This window comes from Nocardia jiangxiensis NBRC 101359 (assembly GCF_000308615.1).
Classification (GTDB): Bacteria; Actinomycetota; Actinomycetes; order Mycobacteriales; family Mycobacteriaceae; genus Nocardia; species Nocardia jiangxiensis.
In genome coordinates, this window is record NZ_BAGB01000046.1 from 41,439 (window position 1) to 57,684 (window position 16,246).

The window sequence follows — 16,246 nt, forward strand, 5'->3', positions numbered from 1 at the left end:
CCGGGCCCGGGGTGGGCCGCACTAGGAGAACAAGGCCAACTGCGCGGCCGGTTGCGGTGCCCGCGGGGACCGGGCCTCGGGCTCCGGTGGCACATCGCGGTCCAAACCGTGCCGCGACAGCAGCGGATCGAGCCGACCGCGCAGCCACGCGGAGTACTCCGGTGTGACGTACGCCCCACGACCGTACAACTGCCTATATCTCCGCAACAGGGCCGGGTGGTACTCGGCGAGCCACTGCAGGAACCAGCCGCGGGTGCGGGCGCGTAGATGCATCGGAAAGGCGACCGCGCTCGCCGCACCCGCCTCGGCGACCGCGCCGAACAGCTCGTCCAGGTGGGCGGTGCCGTCGGTCAGACAGGGAATCACCGGCGCCACCATGACGTTCACCGCGAAACCCGCGTCGGCCAGTGCGCGGACCAGTTCCAATCGCGCCCGCGGCGACGGCGTGCCGGGCTCGAGACCGCGATGCAGTTCCGGGTCCAGGATCGCGATCGAGACCGCCAGCCGCACCGGCACCTCCCGGGCGGCCAGGGTCAGCAGCGGCAGATCGCGCCGCAGCAGCGTGCCCTTGGTGAGGATGGAGAACGGCGTGCCCGAATCGGCCAGTGCGCCGATGATGCCCGGCATCAGCCGATACCTGCCCTCGGCACGCTGGTACGGATCGGTATTGGTGCCCAGCGCGACCGGCTCACGCCGCCACGAGCGCCGATTCACCTCGCGGCGCAGCACCGCCGCCACATTCGTCTTGACCACGATCTGACTGTCGAAATCGCGGCCCGCGTCCAGGTCCAGATACTCGTGCGTGCTGCGCGCGAAGCAGTATCGGCACGCATGCGAGCACCCGCGCATGGGGTTGATCGTCCAGCCGAACGGCAGTGCGGAACTCTCCGGGGTGCGGTTGAGCGCACTTTTGCACAGCACCTCGTGAAAGGTCACGCCGTCGAATTCCGGAGTCTGCACGGTGCGCACGAGACCGGCCCGGTCGAGTCCCGGGAGGGCGCCGTCCTCGGCATCCAGGGTCTGGTTTCGCCACCGCACCCTCCCAGTCGAACATCTGTTCTAATATCTGTCAAGCAAGGCAGCGCGACCGCGACTCGAGGGGTTCACCCTTGTAGAAGGCGACCAGATCGCGCACGGTGTCCTCGGTCGGCCGCGGCCGGTAACCGAGTTCGGCCTCGGCCTTCGAACCGTCCACGACCGGCGCGGAGATGAGCGCGCCCATGGCCGCCTTGGACACCCGGTCGCTGCCGAACAGCTTCGCGATCGGCTCCAGCACCGGCAAGGCGCCCGCGATCACCTTGGTCGGGATCGCGAACCGCGGACCACGCTTGCCGTTCACCGCCGCGGCCAGCTGGGTGACCTCGAGCATCGAGCACATCGCGCCGGTCAGCAGGTAGTTCTCCCCGGTGCGCCCCTTCTCCCCCGCGAGAATCAGACCGGCTGCGACGTCGCGCACGTCGACCAGGTCGAAACCGCCGGCGATCATCACCGGGACGCGCCCGCGCGCGGCATCCCACAGCGTGGTGTTGATCCGGGAGTCCGAGTGATCGACCGGTCCGTACACGCCGGTCGGATTGCAGATCACCGCATCGAGCCCCTTGTCGATGACCTTGCGCAACTCGACCTCGCCCTGGAACTTGGAGCGGTCGTAGACGGGCAGATCGGGATCGATCGAGCGCGGCGCGCGCTCATCGATCCGGCCGCCGCAGTTGTACTGGTTGAACGCGTGGATGGAACTGGTGTGCACCATCCGCCGCACACCCGCCGCCAGCGCCGCCTCGGCGACCACGCGCACACCCTCGGTGTTGATCCGCCAGGCCAGATCGTGGCGGTGTTCGAGGGTGATCATGGCGACCAGGTGGTAGACGACCTCCGCGCCCTCGAGCGCGTCGCGCATCGATTCCGGATCCAGCACGTCACCGCTGACCCAGGTCACCCGCGGGTCGGAGGCGACGGCGGGCCGGACGCGATCGATGGCGGTCACATCGTGACCGCGCTCCACCAGTTGGTGGAGCAGGTTGGTGCCAAGAAACCCGGCTGCGCCGGTGACTGCGACCTTCATGAGAACGAGAATATAGAACCCGTTCTAATTTGCAACAAGTTCTAGTTATGCCTATTCCCGTTTCGTCCGATTCGCGCCCGGATCGGCCGAAACCCGCCAGTCGGATGGCGGTCGGAGTCGAAACCTGTCGGGCAGGTCCGCTATATTGAGGCCCTGTACCGTTACCGGTCGCGCCGGTGACGGCGCACGGCCTGGGGCGCCGCGGCGTCCCGGCCGAGTCGACGAGACCGATGGTATGAGGATTGGGGGGGCAGACTCGATGAGTTTCTCGGTTGAGACCGACGCCGTTCGCGCATTCGCCGCGACACACAAGGGCGTCGCGGCGCAGATCTCCGGGGCGGGCAATATGGACACGGTCAGTCATGTGGCCGCGATGACGCCGGTCTTCGGCATCATCGGCGCCGACTATCTCGCGATGTTCGCCGCCGCGCAGGTGTTGCACTGCCAGGACATCAACGATCTGTCCGGCAAGGTCGACAAGATCGGGCAGTCCGCCTTCGGCACCGCCGCCACGTTCGACGATTCCGACTCGACCTTCTCGAACGCGCTGAAGTCCGCCGCAAACGAGATCGGGGGCTGAGCGTGCAGGCACTCGATTCCGGCACCGGCGGCGTCATCGGCGCGCAGACCGCGGACCCGCTCGCCGCGGTGTCCGAGGCGGCGTCCCAGACCGCGCAGAACATCGCCTCCGCCGTGCAGAACGGCCCGTTCGTGCACGTCGCGCTGCCACAGCTGCCCACCGAGACCACCGAGGCGATCTCGCCCGAACTACACTTGGCGCAGAAGGAATTCGAGGACCAGCACGGCTCCTCGCTCGGTGGCGGACACATTCCGGGACTGGGCGATGGTTCCACGCACGCGTCGGCGCTCAGCGATGCGGCCAGTCCGCTGCTCGGCTCGGCGAACAGCGCGCTCGATCAGGCCCAGAGCACCCTCGGAGCGATTCCGGGCGCACAGAACGTCTTCGCCAACGCCCATACGGCCCTGAACAGCGCGCCGTCCGCGCTGAGCAGTACCGCGTCCTCGATCCAGCAGGCGGCCGCCCCGATCGCCGCCGCCGATCCGACCGATACGATCAACACCCTGCTGAGCAAGGGCATCACCCTGCCCGCCATCCCGGGTATCGAACAGCTCTTCCAGCCGTTCGCGAGCCTGTTGCAGAGCTTCGGCACCGGCGTGATGGGCGCGCTCAATCCCAGCACGCTGCTGAGCCAATCCTCGCAGGTCATCCAGGCGGCCATGTCGGTCGGCGAGAGTGCGCTCAAATCGGTCGACCAGGTGTGGCAGGGCAAATCCGCCGACAGCGCCCAGTCCGCCGGTCAGCAGACCCAGTCCCAGGGGCGGGACACCAGCCAGCGCGGTTTCGACATCTCCAAACTCACCGACGAGGCCGCGGCCGTGGTGCAGAAGGGCAACGTGCAGCTCACCGCGGTGGCCCAGTCCTTCGCCACCCAGGCCACCGCACTGGCCCCGGTGATCGTCACCCCGCCCGCGCAGGCCACGCTGATCGCCACGGCCACAGAGCATCTCGGCACCGCGGTCGGCATCGTCAACGCCACCCGCGGCGAACTGGCCGGGTACACCGGTCAGCTCAGCGGCGTGGTCAATCAGCTGCTCGGTCAGAGCGGCGCCGGACAGCAGGCGGCCCAGGCCGCGGAGTCCGTCGCGCAGAACATCGCTCAGCCGGTGATGGAGCAGGCCCAGTCGCTGCTGTCCAACAACAGCGACAGCGGTACCAGCACCGACGATCTCACCTCGAAACTCGGCAACACCTCGACGGCCGGATACAACGGCCTGTCCAGCGGCGGCGGGGGCGGTTCCTTCAGCAGCGGTGGCGGCGGCCTGAGCACCGACGGCGTCGGCACCAATTCCGGCGGCGGCGCGGGCACGTCCGTGCCGGGCGCCATCGCCAACGCCCAGAACGCCATCGCCGCCGAGGTCAGCGCGGCGAGCCGGGCAGCCGGTCTGACCAGCCCCAGCAGTTTCATGGGCGGCGGCGGTGCGGCCAACGCGCGCAATACCGAGGACGAAGAGCATCAGAGCACGGTGCAGCCGTACCAGAGCATCACCGGCGATACCGAACTCGCGGGTGTGCTCGGCGAGATCGCGCCGGATGTCATCGGCCAGATCCATTCCGACGAGGAGATCAACGGCTACTCCTCCGATACCAGCCTCTGATCGACCGATCTGTCGATCGCTTACGTCGAGGGCCCGGACCAGTACGGTCCGGGCCTTCAGCGTGCGCGGGCAAAGACGTTCTGCCGCTACGCAACCCGCTGATCCGGAATCCGCACCACCCGGCAGCCCGCTCAGCGGGCCGGATCGGCCGATCGGCTGACAGTTCAGGATCGCTGCGATTACGATCGCCGACAAAACTAGAATCTGTTCTAATTCAGCCGTCCGGAGGCCGCGGGGCCCGAGCCCGAGCCGCCCGGACCGGGCGAGTGCACACACCCGCCGACCGAGAGGATGCTCCGATGCGTTTCACCTATGCGGAGGCGATGACCGAGCCGGCCCACTACGTGCCGCTGGCGCAGGCCGCCGAAGCCGCCGGATTCCACAGCATGTCGATCGCCGACAGCATCGCCTACCCGGAGGAATCGGATTCGACGTACCCGTACACGCCCGACGGCTCGCGCGAGTTCCTGGACGGCAAACCGTTCATCGAGACGTTCGTGCTGTCCGCGGCACTGGCCGCGGTGACGACCACCCTGCGCTTCACGCCGTTCGTGATCAAACTGCCGATCCGCCCGCCGGTCCTGGTCGCCAAACAGGCGAGCTCGCTGGCCGCCCTGAGCGGCAACCGATTCGCCCTCGGCGTCGGAGTCAGCCCGTGGCCGGAGGATTTCGAGATCATGGGCGTGCCGTTCGAGCGTCGCGGACGGCGAATGGACGAATGCATCGAGATCGTCCGCGGCCTGTGCACCGGCGAATATTTCGAGTACCACGGCGAGTTCTACGACATTCCGCGGATCAAGATGACCCCCGCGCCCACCGAACCGATGCCGATTCTGGTCGGCGGGCACAGCGATGCGGCGCTGTGCCGGGCGGTGCGGCTGTGCGACGGCTGGATGCACGCCGGAGGCCAGCCGGAGGAGTTGGACCGCATGCTCGCCCGCCTGGACGAGCTGCTCCCCGAACGCGACAGCTCCATCCCGTTCGAGATCCACGTCGCCTCGCTGGACGCCTACACCCCCGACGGCATCAAACGGCTGGAGGACCGCGGCATCACCGATGTCATCGTGGGCTTCCGCTACCACTACACGGCCGGACCGGACACCGAACCGCTGGAGCGCAAGCTCACGGCGATCGAGCGCTACGCGGAATCCGTCATCGCCAAATGCTGAGCCGCCCGACGCGGTCCGATCGATGCCGTCGCGACGATCGGACCGCACGAGCCGGATCAGACCCGCTTCGCGTAACCCAGTTCGATCACGGCCTGCCGCTCGGATTCCAGCTCCGCGACACTGGCATCGATACGCGCACGGGAGAATTCGTCGATCTCGAGCCCGGACACGATCCGGTACTCCCCGTCCGCACAGGTGACCGGGAACGAGCTGATCAGCCCCTCGGGCACACCGTACGAACCATCCGACGGGACCGCCATCGACACCCAGTCGCCGTCCGGGGTCCCCTGCACCCAGTCCCGGATGTGATCCAGAGCCGCACCCGCCGCACTCGCCGCCGACGACGCACCGCGCGCGGAGATGATCGCGGTGCCGCGCTGCTGCACGGTGGGGATGAAATCATCGGCGACCCAATCGGGATCCCCGATCGTCTCCAGCGCCGGACGACCGCCGACGGTGGCGTGGTTCAGATCCGGATACTGGGTGGCCGAATGATTACCCCAGACGGTCATCCTCGCGATCGACGCGGCGGGCGCACCCGCCCGGCGGGCGAGCTGGGCGATGGCGCGATTGTGGTCGAGCCGGGTCAGCGCGGTGAATCGCGAATCGGGCACGTCGGGGGCATTGCTCATCGCGATGAGCGCGTTGGTGTTCGCAGGATTGCCGACCACCAGAACCTTCACGTCCGACGCGGCACTGGCGTTGATGGCCGCGCCCTGATCGGCGAAGATGGCGCCGTTGGCGGCGAGTAAATCCGAACGCTCCATCCCGGCGGTGCGCGGGCGCGCGCCCACCAGCACCGCGATGTCGGCGCCCTCGAATCCGATCCACGGATCATCGGCGATGTCGACCGACTCGAGCAGCCCGAACGCCCCGTCCTCGAGCTCCATCGCCACCCCCTCCAGCGCGCCCACCGCGGCCGGAGTCTCCAATAGCCGCAATCGAACCGGCGTCCGCGGCCCGAGCATCGCCCCCGCGGCGATCCGGAACAGCAATCCATAGGCGATCTGTCCGGCCGCACCGGTGACGGTCACGGTCACGGGCGTGCGAGCGGTCCTGGTCACATCTACTCCTCGATGATCGACTGTATGTGCCGAGCCTATCGAGCCGCACATCGCCGGACGGCTCACCGTGAGCAATCAGACATCTGCGGGAGAACTCCCCCGCGAACGCCACAGCGCAGGCCCGAGACGCTGCGCCACAAAGCTTTTCGTACTGCCGAACAGCTCAGCCCAGTGTGGCGATCTCCGCGTCGCTCAGTGCGACGGGCTGCACCACGTCCTTGACCCGCACCAGATGCACGGCCCGGTACAGCGGCCGTTCCTCGAGTCCCGCATCACGGGCCTCCGCACGCAGTTGACCGACCAGCATGCTGGACACGCCCAGCGCGGCCGCGAGATGACTCGCGGCCAGCGCGTCGGCGAGTTTGCGCAGCCCCAGGATGTGCAACTCCCGGCCACCACCGGCGTCGGTGTACATGGCCAGCGGAATCACCTGCCGCCCGCGCCCCGCGGTGATCCGCAGGACTATCCGGCTCAGCCGCCCGGGAAACACCAGGACCTCCACACCGGTGGCCTCCGCGATGTCCACCCGCCGCAGCCCGGTGAGGGTGCGCGCCTCGACGACCGTGCCCGACAACCAGATTCGCCGCCGCCGCACCGATATCGAGTACACCGCGGCGGGCGCCACCAGCAGAACCCCGGCCAGCACCGCAACCGGCCAGTTCACCAGCAACGCCAGCAACAGGGCCACCACCACGGCCACCCCGCAGGCGAACACGGTGAATCGGCGCAGCATCGGCGCGTACACCTCGGGTGCGATGAGATCCAGGCCGACCCGTTGCGGCTCTGACGAATTCGGTTGCTGCTGCATCTGTATCCATGGCCTCCGCTGCACTCCGGCGGGTTCGGGCCAGAGCCCGGGTGATCCCGGCCCCGCGACCGTACTACCGATCGTGCGCGAGAGCCTCCGAGACCACGCTGACCGCGTCGTCGAGCGCGATCTGCCGCTGATCGCCGGTGGCCAGATCCTTCAACCCGATCTCGTTCTCGGCGATATCCCGATCCCCCAGTACCAGAGCGTATTTCGCGCCGGACCGGTCGGCGGCCTTCATCGCGCCCTTGACCCCGCGCCCGCCGTAGGCCAGATCGACCCGAACACCCGCGCCCCGCAACCGCGCCGCCAGGACCATCAGCCGCTGGGTGGCCGCATCGCCGAGCGGTACGCCGAACACGTCCACCCGCGCCGAGTCCCCCGCGGTCTTGCCCTCGGCCTGCAGGGCCAGCACGGTCCGGTCCACGCCGAGGCCGAATCCAATGCCCGAGAGCGGCTGCCCGCCCAGTTGCGCCATCAGCCCGTCGTACCGGCCGCCACCGCCGATGCCCGACTGCGCGCCGAGTCCGTCGTGCACGAATTCGAAGGTGGTCTTGGTGTAGTAGTCCAGCCCGCGCACCATGCGAGGGTTGATCGTGTAGGCGACCCCGATCGCGTCCAGATATCCCAGAACCTGGTCGAAGTGGACCTTCGCCGACTCCGACAGGTGATCGAGCATCAGCGGCGCCGCGGCGGTCATCTCCCGCACCTCGGGACGCTTGTCGTCCAGCACCCGCAGCGGATTCAGCTCCGCGCGCCGCCGGGTCTCCTCGTCCAGCGGAAGCTCGAACAGAAACTCCTGCAACAGTTCCCGATACTGCGGGCGGCAGGAGTCGTCACCCAGCGAAGTGATCTCGAGCCGGAAGCCGTCCAGCCCCAGTGCGCGAAATCCGGCGTCGGCGATCGCGATCACCTCGGCGTCCAGCGCCGGATCATCCACGCCGATGGCCTCGACGCCGACCTGCTGCAACTGCCGGTAGCGTCCGGCCTGCGGCCGTTCGTAGCGGAAGAACGGACCCGCGTAACAGAGTTTGACCGGAAGCTGCCCACGGTCCAGGCCGTGTTCGATCACCGCGCGCATCACTCCGGCGGTGCCTTCCGGGCGCAGCGTGACGCTCCGGTCGCCGCGATCGGCGAAGGTGTACATCTCCTTGCTGACCACGTCGGTCGACTCGCCGACACCGCGGGCGAACAGGCCGGTGTCCTCGAAGATCGGCAGCTCGACATGCCCGTATCCGGCCAGTCGCGCGGCGTGCACGAGAGTGTCGCGCACCGCGACGAACTCGGCCGAGCCGGGCGGGACGTAATCCGGGATCCCCTTCGGGGCGTTGAAGCTGCTGGTCTTGGTCACGATCCCCCAGTCTCCCCTACCACATATCCGCAAGTCCAACCGGTTCCCGACCGCCACCGGCCGCCGGGGTTGGTCCCGTCCTGATACTGGCCTCAGGAACTGATGGCAGACTCTTGGCCGAGACGCAGACCTACACGGGAGGAACTGGGAGTGCCGAGCAACGAACAGCGACGAGCCGCGGCGAAACGCAAGCTGGAGCGACAACTCGCCCGGCGGGCCGAACGGGCCCGGCGGCGCAAGCAGCTCACCATCGCCGGATCCGCGCTCGGCGTGGTCGTCGTGGTGGCGGCCGGTGTCGGCATCTACTTCCTCACGCGCGGTGACGACAACAGCACGAAATCGGCTGACTCGTCGACCACCACCAGCGCCGACGCCTCGCTGTCCAATACCCCCAAGGCCGCCCCGCCCCCGGCGGCCAAGCCGAAGGCCGCGACCGTGAGCTGCACGTATCGCGACGGCGGGCAGGCGGCCAAGCCGGTGCACAAGCCGGACAAGACCCAGGTGTCCACCTCCGGCAGCCCGAAGGTCAGCATCGATTCCACCCGGGGCCCGATCGGAATCACCCTGAACCCGGCCGAATCCCCTTGCACGGTCAATAGTTTCGAGAGCCTGATCGCTCAGCACTTCTACGACAAGACCTCGTGCCACCGCCTCAGCACCGAGGGTCTGCAGATGCTGCAGTGCGGCGATCCGATGGGCAACGGCCAGGGCGGCCCGGGATACATGTTCGACAACGAGTACCCGACCGATCAGATCGCCAAGGGCGACACCGAGGCCGCACAGAATCCGGTGTTGTACAAGCGCGGCGTGATCGCGATGGCCAACGCGGGCCCGGACCGCACAACCGGTCAGGGTACCAACGGAAGTCAGTTCTTCCTGATGTTCGGCGACTCGCCGCTGCCCCCGCAGTACACCATCTTCGGCACGATCGACCAGGCCGGACTCGCGACGCTGGACAAGGTCGCCAAGGCCGGTGACGACCACTCGATGGACTCCTCGGCCGGCGGCGGCAAGCCGAACCTGCCGATCACCTTCAACTCGGTCACCGTGAGCTGAAATCGGTGGCCGCCGAGTCGAATCCGGCGGCCACCCCGTCCCGGAGGTGCACGCGCGCACGCGGAGAAGCTACGGCGCGCACCCCCGATCGACCGGAAGAGGTACGAAGGTTCTGCGCGCGCGTCGGAAATGTGCGATATATGCTGGGACAGTGCGCGCCTGGTAAGGCAACCCTGCATATTTATTGGTAATCTTGTATAACGGAGTACGACGTAGTGTTGTCGACGCCCCACCGGGCAGTACCGCTCACCCAGTGCTCCCGGTGTCCACAATGCAGGCGGGACGTATCACTCGAACCACCGTTCCGGTGATCGCGTCCATGACGATGCACCACAATCATCCAAAGTGATCCTCACTGCAGCATCGGGGAGCAGGCCATGCCGGAAATGGACGACATCGGCGCCGAAACAGCGTCGATAATGAAGCAAATGTTGCAGCTCGCGACGTTGGTCGCGCTGCGCACCCGGGAGCGCGGGCAGAAGGAAGCCGAAGCCCGCGTCAAGGTCACCGAATCGCGCATCAAAGAGGCTCGCGAACTTCAACTCCGAGACGCGCGCGAGGCGAAAGCCAAGGATCCGCGTAACCTCGAACTCGCCCGGATGTTCGAGAAGGCCCCGCTCGAGAAGGGTGTCTCCCTGGAGCGGGACCGTATCTCCGACCGCACGAGCAGCACGCCGCCCGCCGGCGGGCAGACCACGCCCGCGAAACCCTCGATCCGATACGACTCGGCCGAGCGTCGCACGGCACTGGCTCAGCATCTCAACCGCATCGGCGTGGCGCCCGAACTCGCCGCGGTACGCATGCTGATGGAGGTCGGTCAGGCACAGCCCGCGTCCGAAGCGGTCCGCGCCAGGCCCGATACCAGCAGGCGCATCGGTCAGGCTCGGGAACTGGAAGGTCGCGGACTGGAGCGCACCCGCGGCTGATTTCGCTCGTTCATCGCACCGCCCGGGGGATCGATGTCCGATCCCCCGGGCGGTGCGATGTTTTCAACGGCAGCGGCAGATTCACCGGAACCCGTTGCCGCGCAACCGGTTCCGGTTCAGACCTGATATTCCTCGACGTCCTCGGGATTGCTGAACATCCCCACCTGCGGCTCCGAAGCCGGTAGCGGGCTCAGCAGATCCTTGTGGCCGTGTCGGGCACTGCAGTAACGGAAAGTGCCACGTGGATCGAACAACTGTTTCATATGCGGGTCGGCATGTTCCACGAACCACTCGCTCAGGCCGGTCGCACCCTGTTGCCGGAAGTGCTCCCACACGCGCCACAGCGAATCCAGCCGCGCCACGGCCTCGTGGTGCTTCCACCACTCCGGGCACCACACCGTATCGGTCGTGTCGGTGACCTGCCGCTGAAAAGTCATGCTCAGGTAGTTCTCGACGAATTGCACGACCGACTTGTAGGTGACGTCGTCGCTCACCTCGTTGAACATCCCGGGCGGCGGCGTACGCAACGGCAGTGGAGCCAGCAGCTGGCGATGTCCGTGCCTGGCACTGCAATACTTGAACGGGCCGTTGGGGTCCAGCAGTTTCGCCATGTGCTTATCGGCGTGGTCGAGGAACCATATGCTCAAGCCCCTGCTGGGATCCTGCCGCAGGTTCTCCCACGCACGCCACAGCGCATCCAGCCGCGCCACGGCCTCGGAATGCCGCCACCACTCCGGGCACCACACGGCATCGGTCGTATCGGTGACCTGCCGCTGGTACACGTAGCGCAGATACTGATCCACGAACGCCGCGACATGCGAATAGTGCGTGGGGTACTCCTGCGGTTCGGTCACGACCCCACCTCGGCCTTCGATTCCGTTGCGGCCGAACCGATCACACCGAAAGCTCGCTCAGTGCGCATGCTCACAGCGGCTGCACCTCCTCGGGCTGTCCGTACTGCTCGGTCGGGGCCTCGCGGACCAGACCGCGCTCCTCGACCAGATCGCTGATCTGCGTCGTGCGTGCACCGGGCTCGTATCGCGCGATGGATTCCCTGACCGCGTCGGCGTATTCGCCCTCCCACCACGGAACGGTCCGCACCAGCACCGCGGGCGCACCGGAGGTGAACACGACGGCTCGACCGCGCGGCATCGTCACCAGGGCGTTCACATTCAACGTCCGCGAGGAACCCAGCGAACGCGAATAGCTCTTGCCGCCTTTGGATTCGGACATCGATTGGGTGATGGAGTCGTAATCGCCGATCGCCTCGGAACGTTCGGCCAGGAACTTCGTATCGTCGATGCCGCTGCCCAGGACCTTGATGTTGGCGGCGGACCACAGCGCCTCCATACCGTCCTCACCCCAGCACCGCGCACCCTGCGCCCACGACTGCAACACCGTCATCACCACGATGCCGCGGGAGCCGAAGTGGCTGTACTGCTTGGGCAGATCCTTCCAGCGCACGACGTTGGCCGCCTCGTCCAGCACCGCCAGCAGCGGCACCCGCAGCCGGCCGTGCGGTGAGCGGGCCGCCTCGCGCATCGCCACATCGATCACCGCCGCGGTCAAGGCGCTGACCAGCGGGGCGGCCGAACCGCGACCCTCCAGCGAGAGGCAGTACAGGGTTCCGTTGCGCTCCAGGAATTCCAGCTCGTCGAACTCCCGGCGGTCGCCGCCCGGGGTGATCCACTGGTGCACGTTGGACATCTTCAGGCAGCCGATCATCTTCTTGGCTGTGCCGAAGATGCCGCTCTTGGTCCGCGGGTCGGTGTTGTACTGCGCGGACAGGCTCGATGCGGACAGGCTCAGATCCGCGACGCTCTCCCAGTACGGCGTGGCCTGACGCAACATCTCGATGGGCTCGGGGTTGTTCGGGTTGGTCACCCACTCCCACACCTGCACGATCGGACGTTGCGCCACCGCGGCGGCCAGGAACAGATTCGCCAGCAGATCCTCGGCCTCGGAGTCGAAGTACTTGTCCCCCTTGGCATCCAGACCGGAGTCGGCGTCCGCGAAGTGCCCGGCCAGCTGCGCGGCGCGCATCTCACAGCCGCGCCGGCGCGCATCGACCCACCGCAGCGGATCCCAGTACCAGTTGATCGGCTGCTCCACGTCCAAGGCCACGCCCTGCGGATCGAAGACGTAGACGTGCCGCGGATCGCCCTGGCGTTCGCGCACACCGCGGGTCGCGTCGACCACGTCACGCTTGTTCGAGGTGACCAGCACCGGGCCGATCGCGGACAGGATCGCCGGGATCACCCGGGAGGTCGACTTGCCCTGCCGCGGGCCCCAGATGTCCAGGTGCAGATCCTCGTACGAGCCGTACAGCGGCACGCCCTCGGCGACCGAGATCCCGATCGGAACGCCCGGTGAATCCTTGTAGCCCAGGCCCTGATTGCGCGACAGGTCCGAATCGAATCCGCCCGATCCGCGCCCGGAGCCGACGCCGAGCTGCGCGGCCTTGGCCCGCACGCCCTCTTCGGTCAGCGCGGAGATGGCGCCGCCCATACCCATGTGCTGGGCCTTGTCGTCGACCGGGAGTTTGCCCTTGCCGGCGCGCTTGCGCATCTCCTTGCGGATCACGACATACGCGATCACGAGCACGATGATCAGGATCACGATCACCGTCGCCGGGAACGGCCAGCTCAGTTTCCCGCGCGCGAGCCCGGCCACGATCGCGATCGGGTTGACCGGGATGTTCTGCTTGGTCGAGGACAGCCAATTGCCCAGTTGCAGTGCCACCCACAGGGTTCCGACGACCGCGAATCCGACGTAGATCAGAATCAGGGTGTGGTCGGGACCCGGGTCGGCCGGATCCTTCACCTTCTTCGCCATCTCAGCCTCCTGGGGTGACCGTATATGTTGTTGCCGCTCAACGGAATCCGTCGAGTCGCCAGACTCCGCCGGTCTGCACGACGGTGGCGATGACCGTCGTCGACGGCAGCGATTCGCGCCGCCCGTCCGGGTAGACGACGGTCTGCTCGATTCCGATCTTGTACTGCTGATGATCCGGATCGCCGGTGGACGGCGCCTTCTCCCCCGACGCGAACGCGAACGCCTCGATCTTCGCTCCGGCCTCGGCCCAATCCGCCCACTGCAGCGAGGGTTTCGGCGTCTCGGCGACACTCGGCGGCGAATCCAGCGTCCGCAACAGAGTGGGCCCGAGGTACTGGCGCGCCCGGGACAGCGAACTCGCCTCGGACTCGGTCGCCGGGTACCAGGTGTAGATCTCCTTCAGGGCCGCCACCGCCACACCGTCGGGTGTGCTCGGATCCGGCGGCGGCACCGCCTCCAACTGCCGGACCGTGGTCGTGGGCGGCTGGGTGGAATCGGTTCCGGTGCTACCGCCGCATGCGGCGGCCAGCATTGCGACGCCCACCACCAGCATCACCACCACTATCGCGTATCGCCCGGTCACCGAGGCCCGCCCGCCCGGCGGGCGGGGGCCGACCATGCCTGCACTCCAGGCTATCGGGCGCACGGGACTGTTGACAGCTCCCGGCAATTCGATGATCTCGGCGTGTCCCGCGTGTGCGCGGTCGTGCTCTGCTGTCCGGCTCACATCACCCTCCGTAACCGCCCGTCACCGGGGACCGGGGCCTTGCCGACGCCGGACGGATCGGCCGAGCGCAGCATGCTGCCGCCGCCGAGATAGATGCCGACGTCCGCGGGTCCGCGCCGCCCGAAATCGAAGAACACCAGATCACCCGGACGCGCCGCACTCAACGACACCTCCGAGCCGCTTTCCCACTGCTGTTCGGCGGTGCGCGGCAGGATAACCCGGCCCGAGGAGGCCGCGAACACCGACGCCGAGGTCAGACCCGGCCCATCCAGACCGCCACCGGTCGGCCCCGACGGACCACCGCCGCCCCATACGTACGGCGTGCCCATCCACTGCTCACCGGCCTGCACGATCTGATCGCCGCCGGATCCGCCGTCCGGTTGGAAGCGGCCCATCGAGCCCGGGGCGCGGAACTGCGCCTCCATCGTCAGGATGTTCTTCACGTACGGCTGGGTCTCGGAGAAGTGCGCGGGCACCTGATCGGGCATCCCGCCCGAGGCCAGCACCGCACCCTCACCGGCGTTGTACGCTGCGAGCGCGAGCGGCACGACATCGCCGTGCACCTTGCCCTGCCCGATCCAGCCCTCGATCCGATGCGCCAGCGAACACATGTAGCGGCCCTGCGCGATGATCGCGTCGCCGTCGTCCCACAGGCTCGGTGTGCCGTTGCCGTCGGCGTCGAGCAGGTACGGTTTGCCGTCGTCCGGATCGATGGATCGCGCTGTGCCGGGCAGGAACTGCGCCAATCCCTCGGCGCCGGCCGGGGAGGTCAGCCCGCGCCGGAATCCGGACTCCTGCTTGCCCTGGGCGGCCAGGATCGACGAGCTGATCTCCGGGCAGAGGGAACCCGCACGGCGATACCAGATTTCGAGGTCGGCGGGTACCTTGCCGTCGGCGAGTGCGCCACCGGCGGTCCCGAATCCGCGGCTGCACAACGGATTCACCGAATTCGGCACCGCACCACTGGCCTGCGGGGTCGGTGCGCCGTCCAACCAGGGCAGCGGATCGATCTGATGTCCGCCGTTGAGTCGGCCGCCGGGAACGATCTCGAAATGCAGGTGCGGCCCGGTGGCCTGCCCGGCCGAGCCAACCTGGCCGATCGGCTGACCGGCGCGCACGGTCTGTCCCACCCGCACCCCGACGCCACTGGCCCATTCGTGCCCGTACACCGCCGAGAACGGACGACCGTTGACATCCGTGGAGTCGATCACGATCCAGTTGCCGAATCCGGAGGCCGGACCGGCCGCGACGACCGTGCCGTCGGCCACCGAATAGATGGCCGTGCCGTCCGGCGCGGCCAGGTCGACGCCGAGATGCGTACCACCGCGCGAACCGAACGTATCGGAGATCTGGAACGATCCCGCGGCCAGCGGCCACGTCCGCCGGATCGGGGCCAGGCTCCCGCCCGCCCGGTCGGCGCCCGAACTCGGCTCCACCGCTGCCGCGGGCACATCCGGCACCGTCGAATTCGATGCGGCCGCAGGCGCATTCGGCCTCGACGTCGTAGGTTTCGCCGCACCCGAGGCGGGCGAGGTCTGCGCCTGCACCGCAGGGCTGGGAACCGGCGCGGTGACCGACACGGTCGGCTGATCGGCGCAGTCGTCCTCGGAGGAGGGCAGCACGATCACCACGATCAGTGCGATCAGCCCGATCACACTGCCGAATCCCACCCACAGCAGAGATTTCGCGTTCACCGCGGCACGCCCATTCGTCGCTGGGCAGCGATCATGTGCTGCGCTGAGTGTCGTTGAGGGTTTCCACCAGGGTGCGGTTCATCTCCGCAGCGGCGGCCAACTGCTGTTGCAGCAGTGCGACCTTGCGCCGCAGCGCGCCCGCGTCCATCCGATCCAGTCCCGGTCCCTCCGCGGCGCGCACCCAGTTGCGGACCGAATTGGCGTGCACACCGATCTGCTCGGCCACCACCCGGCACGCCTCGGACTCGCTGCGCAACTTGCCCGTCAGGGCGATCACCTGTTCCACCGCGGCCTGTCGCACCTGCGGTGACACCCTGCGATAGGACCTGTGCGGCATCATCGCGCCACCCTCCCTGACCGCCGAATCCGCGAAGGC

At 67.8% G+C, this 16,246-nt stretch carries 15 protein-coding genes; 5 read left to right on the forward strand and 10 right to left on the reverse strand.

Features of this window, described 5'->3' with window-relative positions; translation table 11 throughout:
• Positions 1 to 21: 21 nt before the first annotated feature.
• The gene (locus ON40_RS19730) at positions 22 to 1,038 is read right to left on the reverse strand and encodes an Rv2578c family radical SAM protein (protein ID WP_040825033.1); all 1,017 of its coding nucleotides are present in this window, start codon (positions 1,036 to 1,038) and stop codon (positions 22 to 24) included.
• A gap of 31 nt (positions 1,039 to 1,069) precedes the next feature.
• Positions 1,070 to 2,062, reverse strand: coding sequence for an NAD-dependent epimerase/dehydratase family protein (locus ON40_RS19735; RefSeq protein WP_040825034.1), 993 nt, complete (start codon positions 2,060 to 2,062; stop codon positions 1,070 to 1,072).
• Between the two features lie 259 nt (positions 2,063 to 2,321).
• Here ON40_RS19735 and ON40_RS19740 point away from each other — a divergent pair, with 259 nt between their 5' ends.
• The 3 genes from ON40_RS19740 (at position 2,322) to ON40_RS19750 (ending at position 5,409) form a co-directional block, all read left to right on the forward strand.
• Positions 2,322 to 2,642, forward strand: coding sequence for a type VII secretion target (locus ON40_RS19740; protein ID WP_040825035.1), 321 nt, complete (start codon positions 2,322 to 2,324; stop codon positions 2,640 to 2,642).
• A gap of 2 nt (positions 2,643 to 2,644) precedes the next feature.
• The gene (locus ON40_RS19745) at positions 2,645 to 4,240 is read left to right on the forward strand and encodes a hypothetical protein (RefSeq protein ID WP_040825036.1); all 1,596 of its coding nucleotides are present in this window, start codon (positions 2,645 to 2,647) and stop codon (positions 4,238 to 4,240) included.
• 299 nt (positions 4,241 to 4,539) lie between these two features.
• On the forward strand, positions 4,540 to 5,409 hold the full coding sequence (locus ON40_RS19750) for a TIGR03619 family F420-dependent LLM class oxidoreductase (protein WP_040825037.1): 870 nt from the start codon (positions 4,540 to 4,542) through the stop codon (positions 5,407 to 5,409).
• A 56-nt stretch (positions 5,410 to 5,465) separates the two neighbouring features.
• On the opposite strand, the gene ON40_RS19755 is transcribed toward ON40_RS19750, so the two are convergent.
• The 3 genes from ON40_RS19755 to hisS all read right to left on the reverse strand — a co-directional run bounded on the left by ON40_RS19755 (position 5,466) and on the right by hisS (position 8,632).
• Entirely contained in the window at positions 5,466 to 6,473 is a 1,008-nt protein-coding gene (locus ON40_RS19755; RefSeq protein WP_040825038.1) for a malate dehydrogenase, read from the reverse strand.
• A gap of 163 nt (positions 6,474 to 6,636) precedes the next feature.
• Positions 6,637 to 7,281, reverse strand: coding sequence for a hypothetical protein (locus ON40_RS19760; RefSeq protein WP_051193320.1), 645 nt, complete (start codon positions 7,279 to 7,281; stop codon positions 6,637 to 6,639).
• A gap of 73 nt (positions 7,282 to 7,354) precedes the next feature.
• Entirely contained in the window at positions 7,355 to 8,632 is a 1,278-nt protein-coding gene (gene hisS / locus ON40_RS19765; RefSeq protein ID WP_040825039.1) for a histidine--tRNA ligase, read from the reverse strand.
• Positions 8,633 to 8,782: 150 nt separating this feature from the next.
• On the opposite strand from hisS, the gene ON40_RS19770 reads away from it, so the two are divergent.
• Positions 8,783 to 9,688, forward strand: coding sequence for a peptidylprolyl isomerase (locus ON40_RS19770; protein WP_040825040.1), 906 nt, complete (start codon positions 8,783 to 8,785; stop codon positions 9,686 to 9,688).
• A gap of 428 nt (positions 9,689 to 10,116) precedes the next feature.
• A complete protein-coding gene (locus ON40_RS19775) occupies positions 10,117 to 10,614 on the forward strand; it encodes a hypothetical protein (protein ID WP_245567900.1) in 498 nt (165 codons plus the stop codon).
• A gap of 116 nt (positions 10,615 to 10,730) precedes the next feature.
• On the opposite strand, the gene ON40_RS49975 is transcribed toward ON40_RS19775, so the two are convergent.
• The 5 genes from ON40_RS49975 to ON40_RS19805 all read right to left on the reverse strand — a co-directional run bounded on the left by ON40_RS49975 (position 10,731) and on the right by ON40_RS19805 (position 16,210).
• Positions 10,731 to 11,468: a DUF4913 domain-containing protein gene (locus ON40_RS49975; RefSeq protein WP_083895790.1), complete on the reverse strand. Its 738-nt coding sequence runs from the start codon at positions 11,466 to 11,468 to the stop codon at positions 10,731 to 10,733.
• 70 nt (positions 11,469 to 11,538) lie between these two features.
• Positions 11,539 to 13,449: a type IV secretory system conjugative DNA transfer family protein gene (locus ON40_RS19790; protein ID WP_040825042.1), complete on the reverse strand. Its 1,911-nt coding sequence runs from the start codon at positions 13,447 to 13,449 to the stop codon at positions 11,539 to 11,541.
• A 37-nt stretch (positions 13,450 to 13,486) separates the two neighbouring features.
• On the reverse strand, positions 13,487 to 14,176 hold the full coding sequence (locus ON40_RS19795; protein ID WP_245567901.1) for a hypothetical protein: 690 nt from the start codon (positions 14,174 to 14,176) through the stop codon (positions 13,487 to 13,489).
• On the reverse strand, positions 14,173 to 15,870 hold the full coding sequence (locus ON40_RS19800) for a peptidoglycan DD-metalloendopeptidase family protein (RefSeq protein ID WP_040825043.1): 1,698 nt from the start codon (positions 15,868 to 15,870) through the stop codon (positions 14,173 to 14,175). The genes ON40_RS19795 and ON40_RS19800 overlap by 4 nt, the downstream gene beginning before the upstream one ends.
• 31 nt (positions 15,871 to 15,901) lie before the next feature.
• Positions 15,902 to 16,210: a transposase gene (locus ON40_RS19805; protein ID WP_040825177.1), complete on the reverse strand. Its 309-nt coding sequence runs from the start codon at positions 16,208 to 16,210 to the stop codon at positions 15,902 to 15,904.
• Between the last annotated feature and the right edge of the window lie 36 nt (positions 16,211 to 16,246).

Excerpts from the sequence above, each read along its gene's own strand:
- ON40_RS19735 (WP_040825034.1), bottom strand. The coding sequence starts at position 2,062 with ATGAAGGTCGCAGTCACCGGCGCAGCCGGGTTTCTTGGCACCAACCTG.
- ON40_RS19740 (WP_040825035.1), top strand. The coding sequence starts at position 2,322 with ATGAGTTTCTCGGTTGAGACCGACGCCGTTCGCGCATTCGCCGCGACA.
- ON40_RS19750 (WP_040825037.1), top strand. The coding sequence starts at position 4,540 with ATGCGTTTCACCTATGCGGAGGCGATGACCGAGCCGGCCCACTACGTG.
- ON40_RS19760 (WP_051193320.1), bottom strand. The coding sequence starts at position 7,281 with ATGCAGCAGCAACCGAATTCGTCAGAGCCGCAACGGGTCGGCCTGGAT.
- ON40_RS19775 (WP_245567900.1), top strand. The coding sequence starts at position 10,117 with ATGTTGCAGCTCGCGACGTTGGTCGCGCTGCGCACCCGGGAGCGCGGG.
- ON40_RS19790 (WP_040825042.1), bottom strand. The coding sequence starts at position 13,449 with ATGGCGAAGAAGGTGAAGGATCCGGCCGACCCGGGTCCCGACCACACC.
- ON40_RS19805 (WP_040825177.1), bottom strand. The coding sequence starts at position 16,210 with ATGATGCCGCACAGGTCCTATCGCAGGGTGTCACCGCAGGTGCGACAG.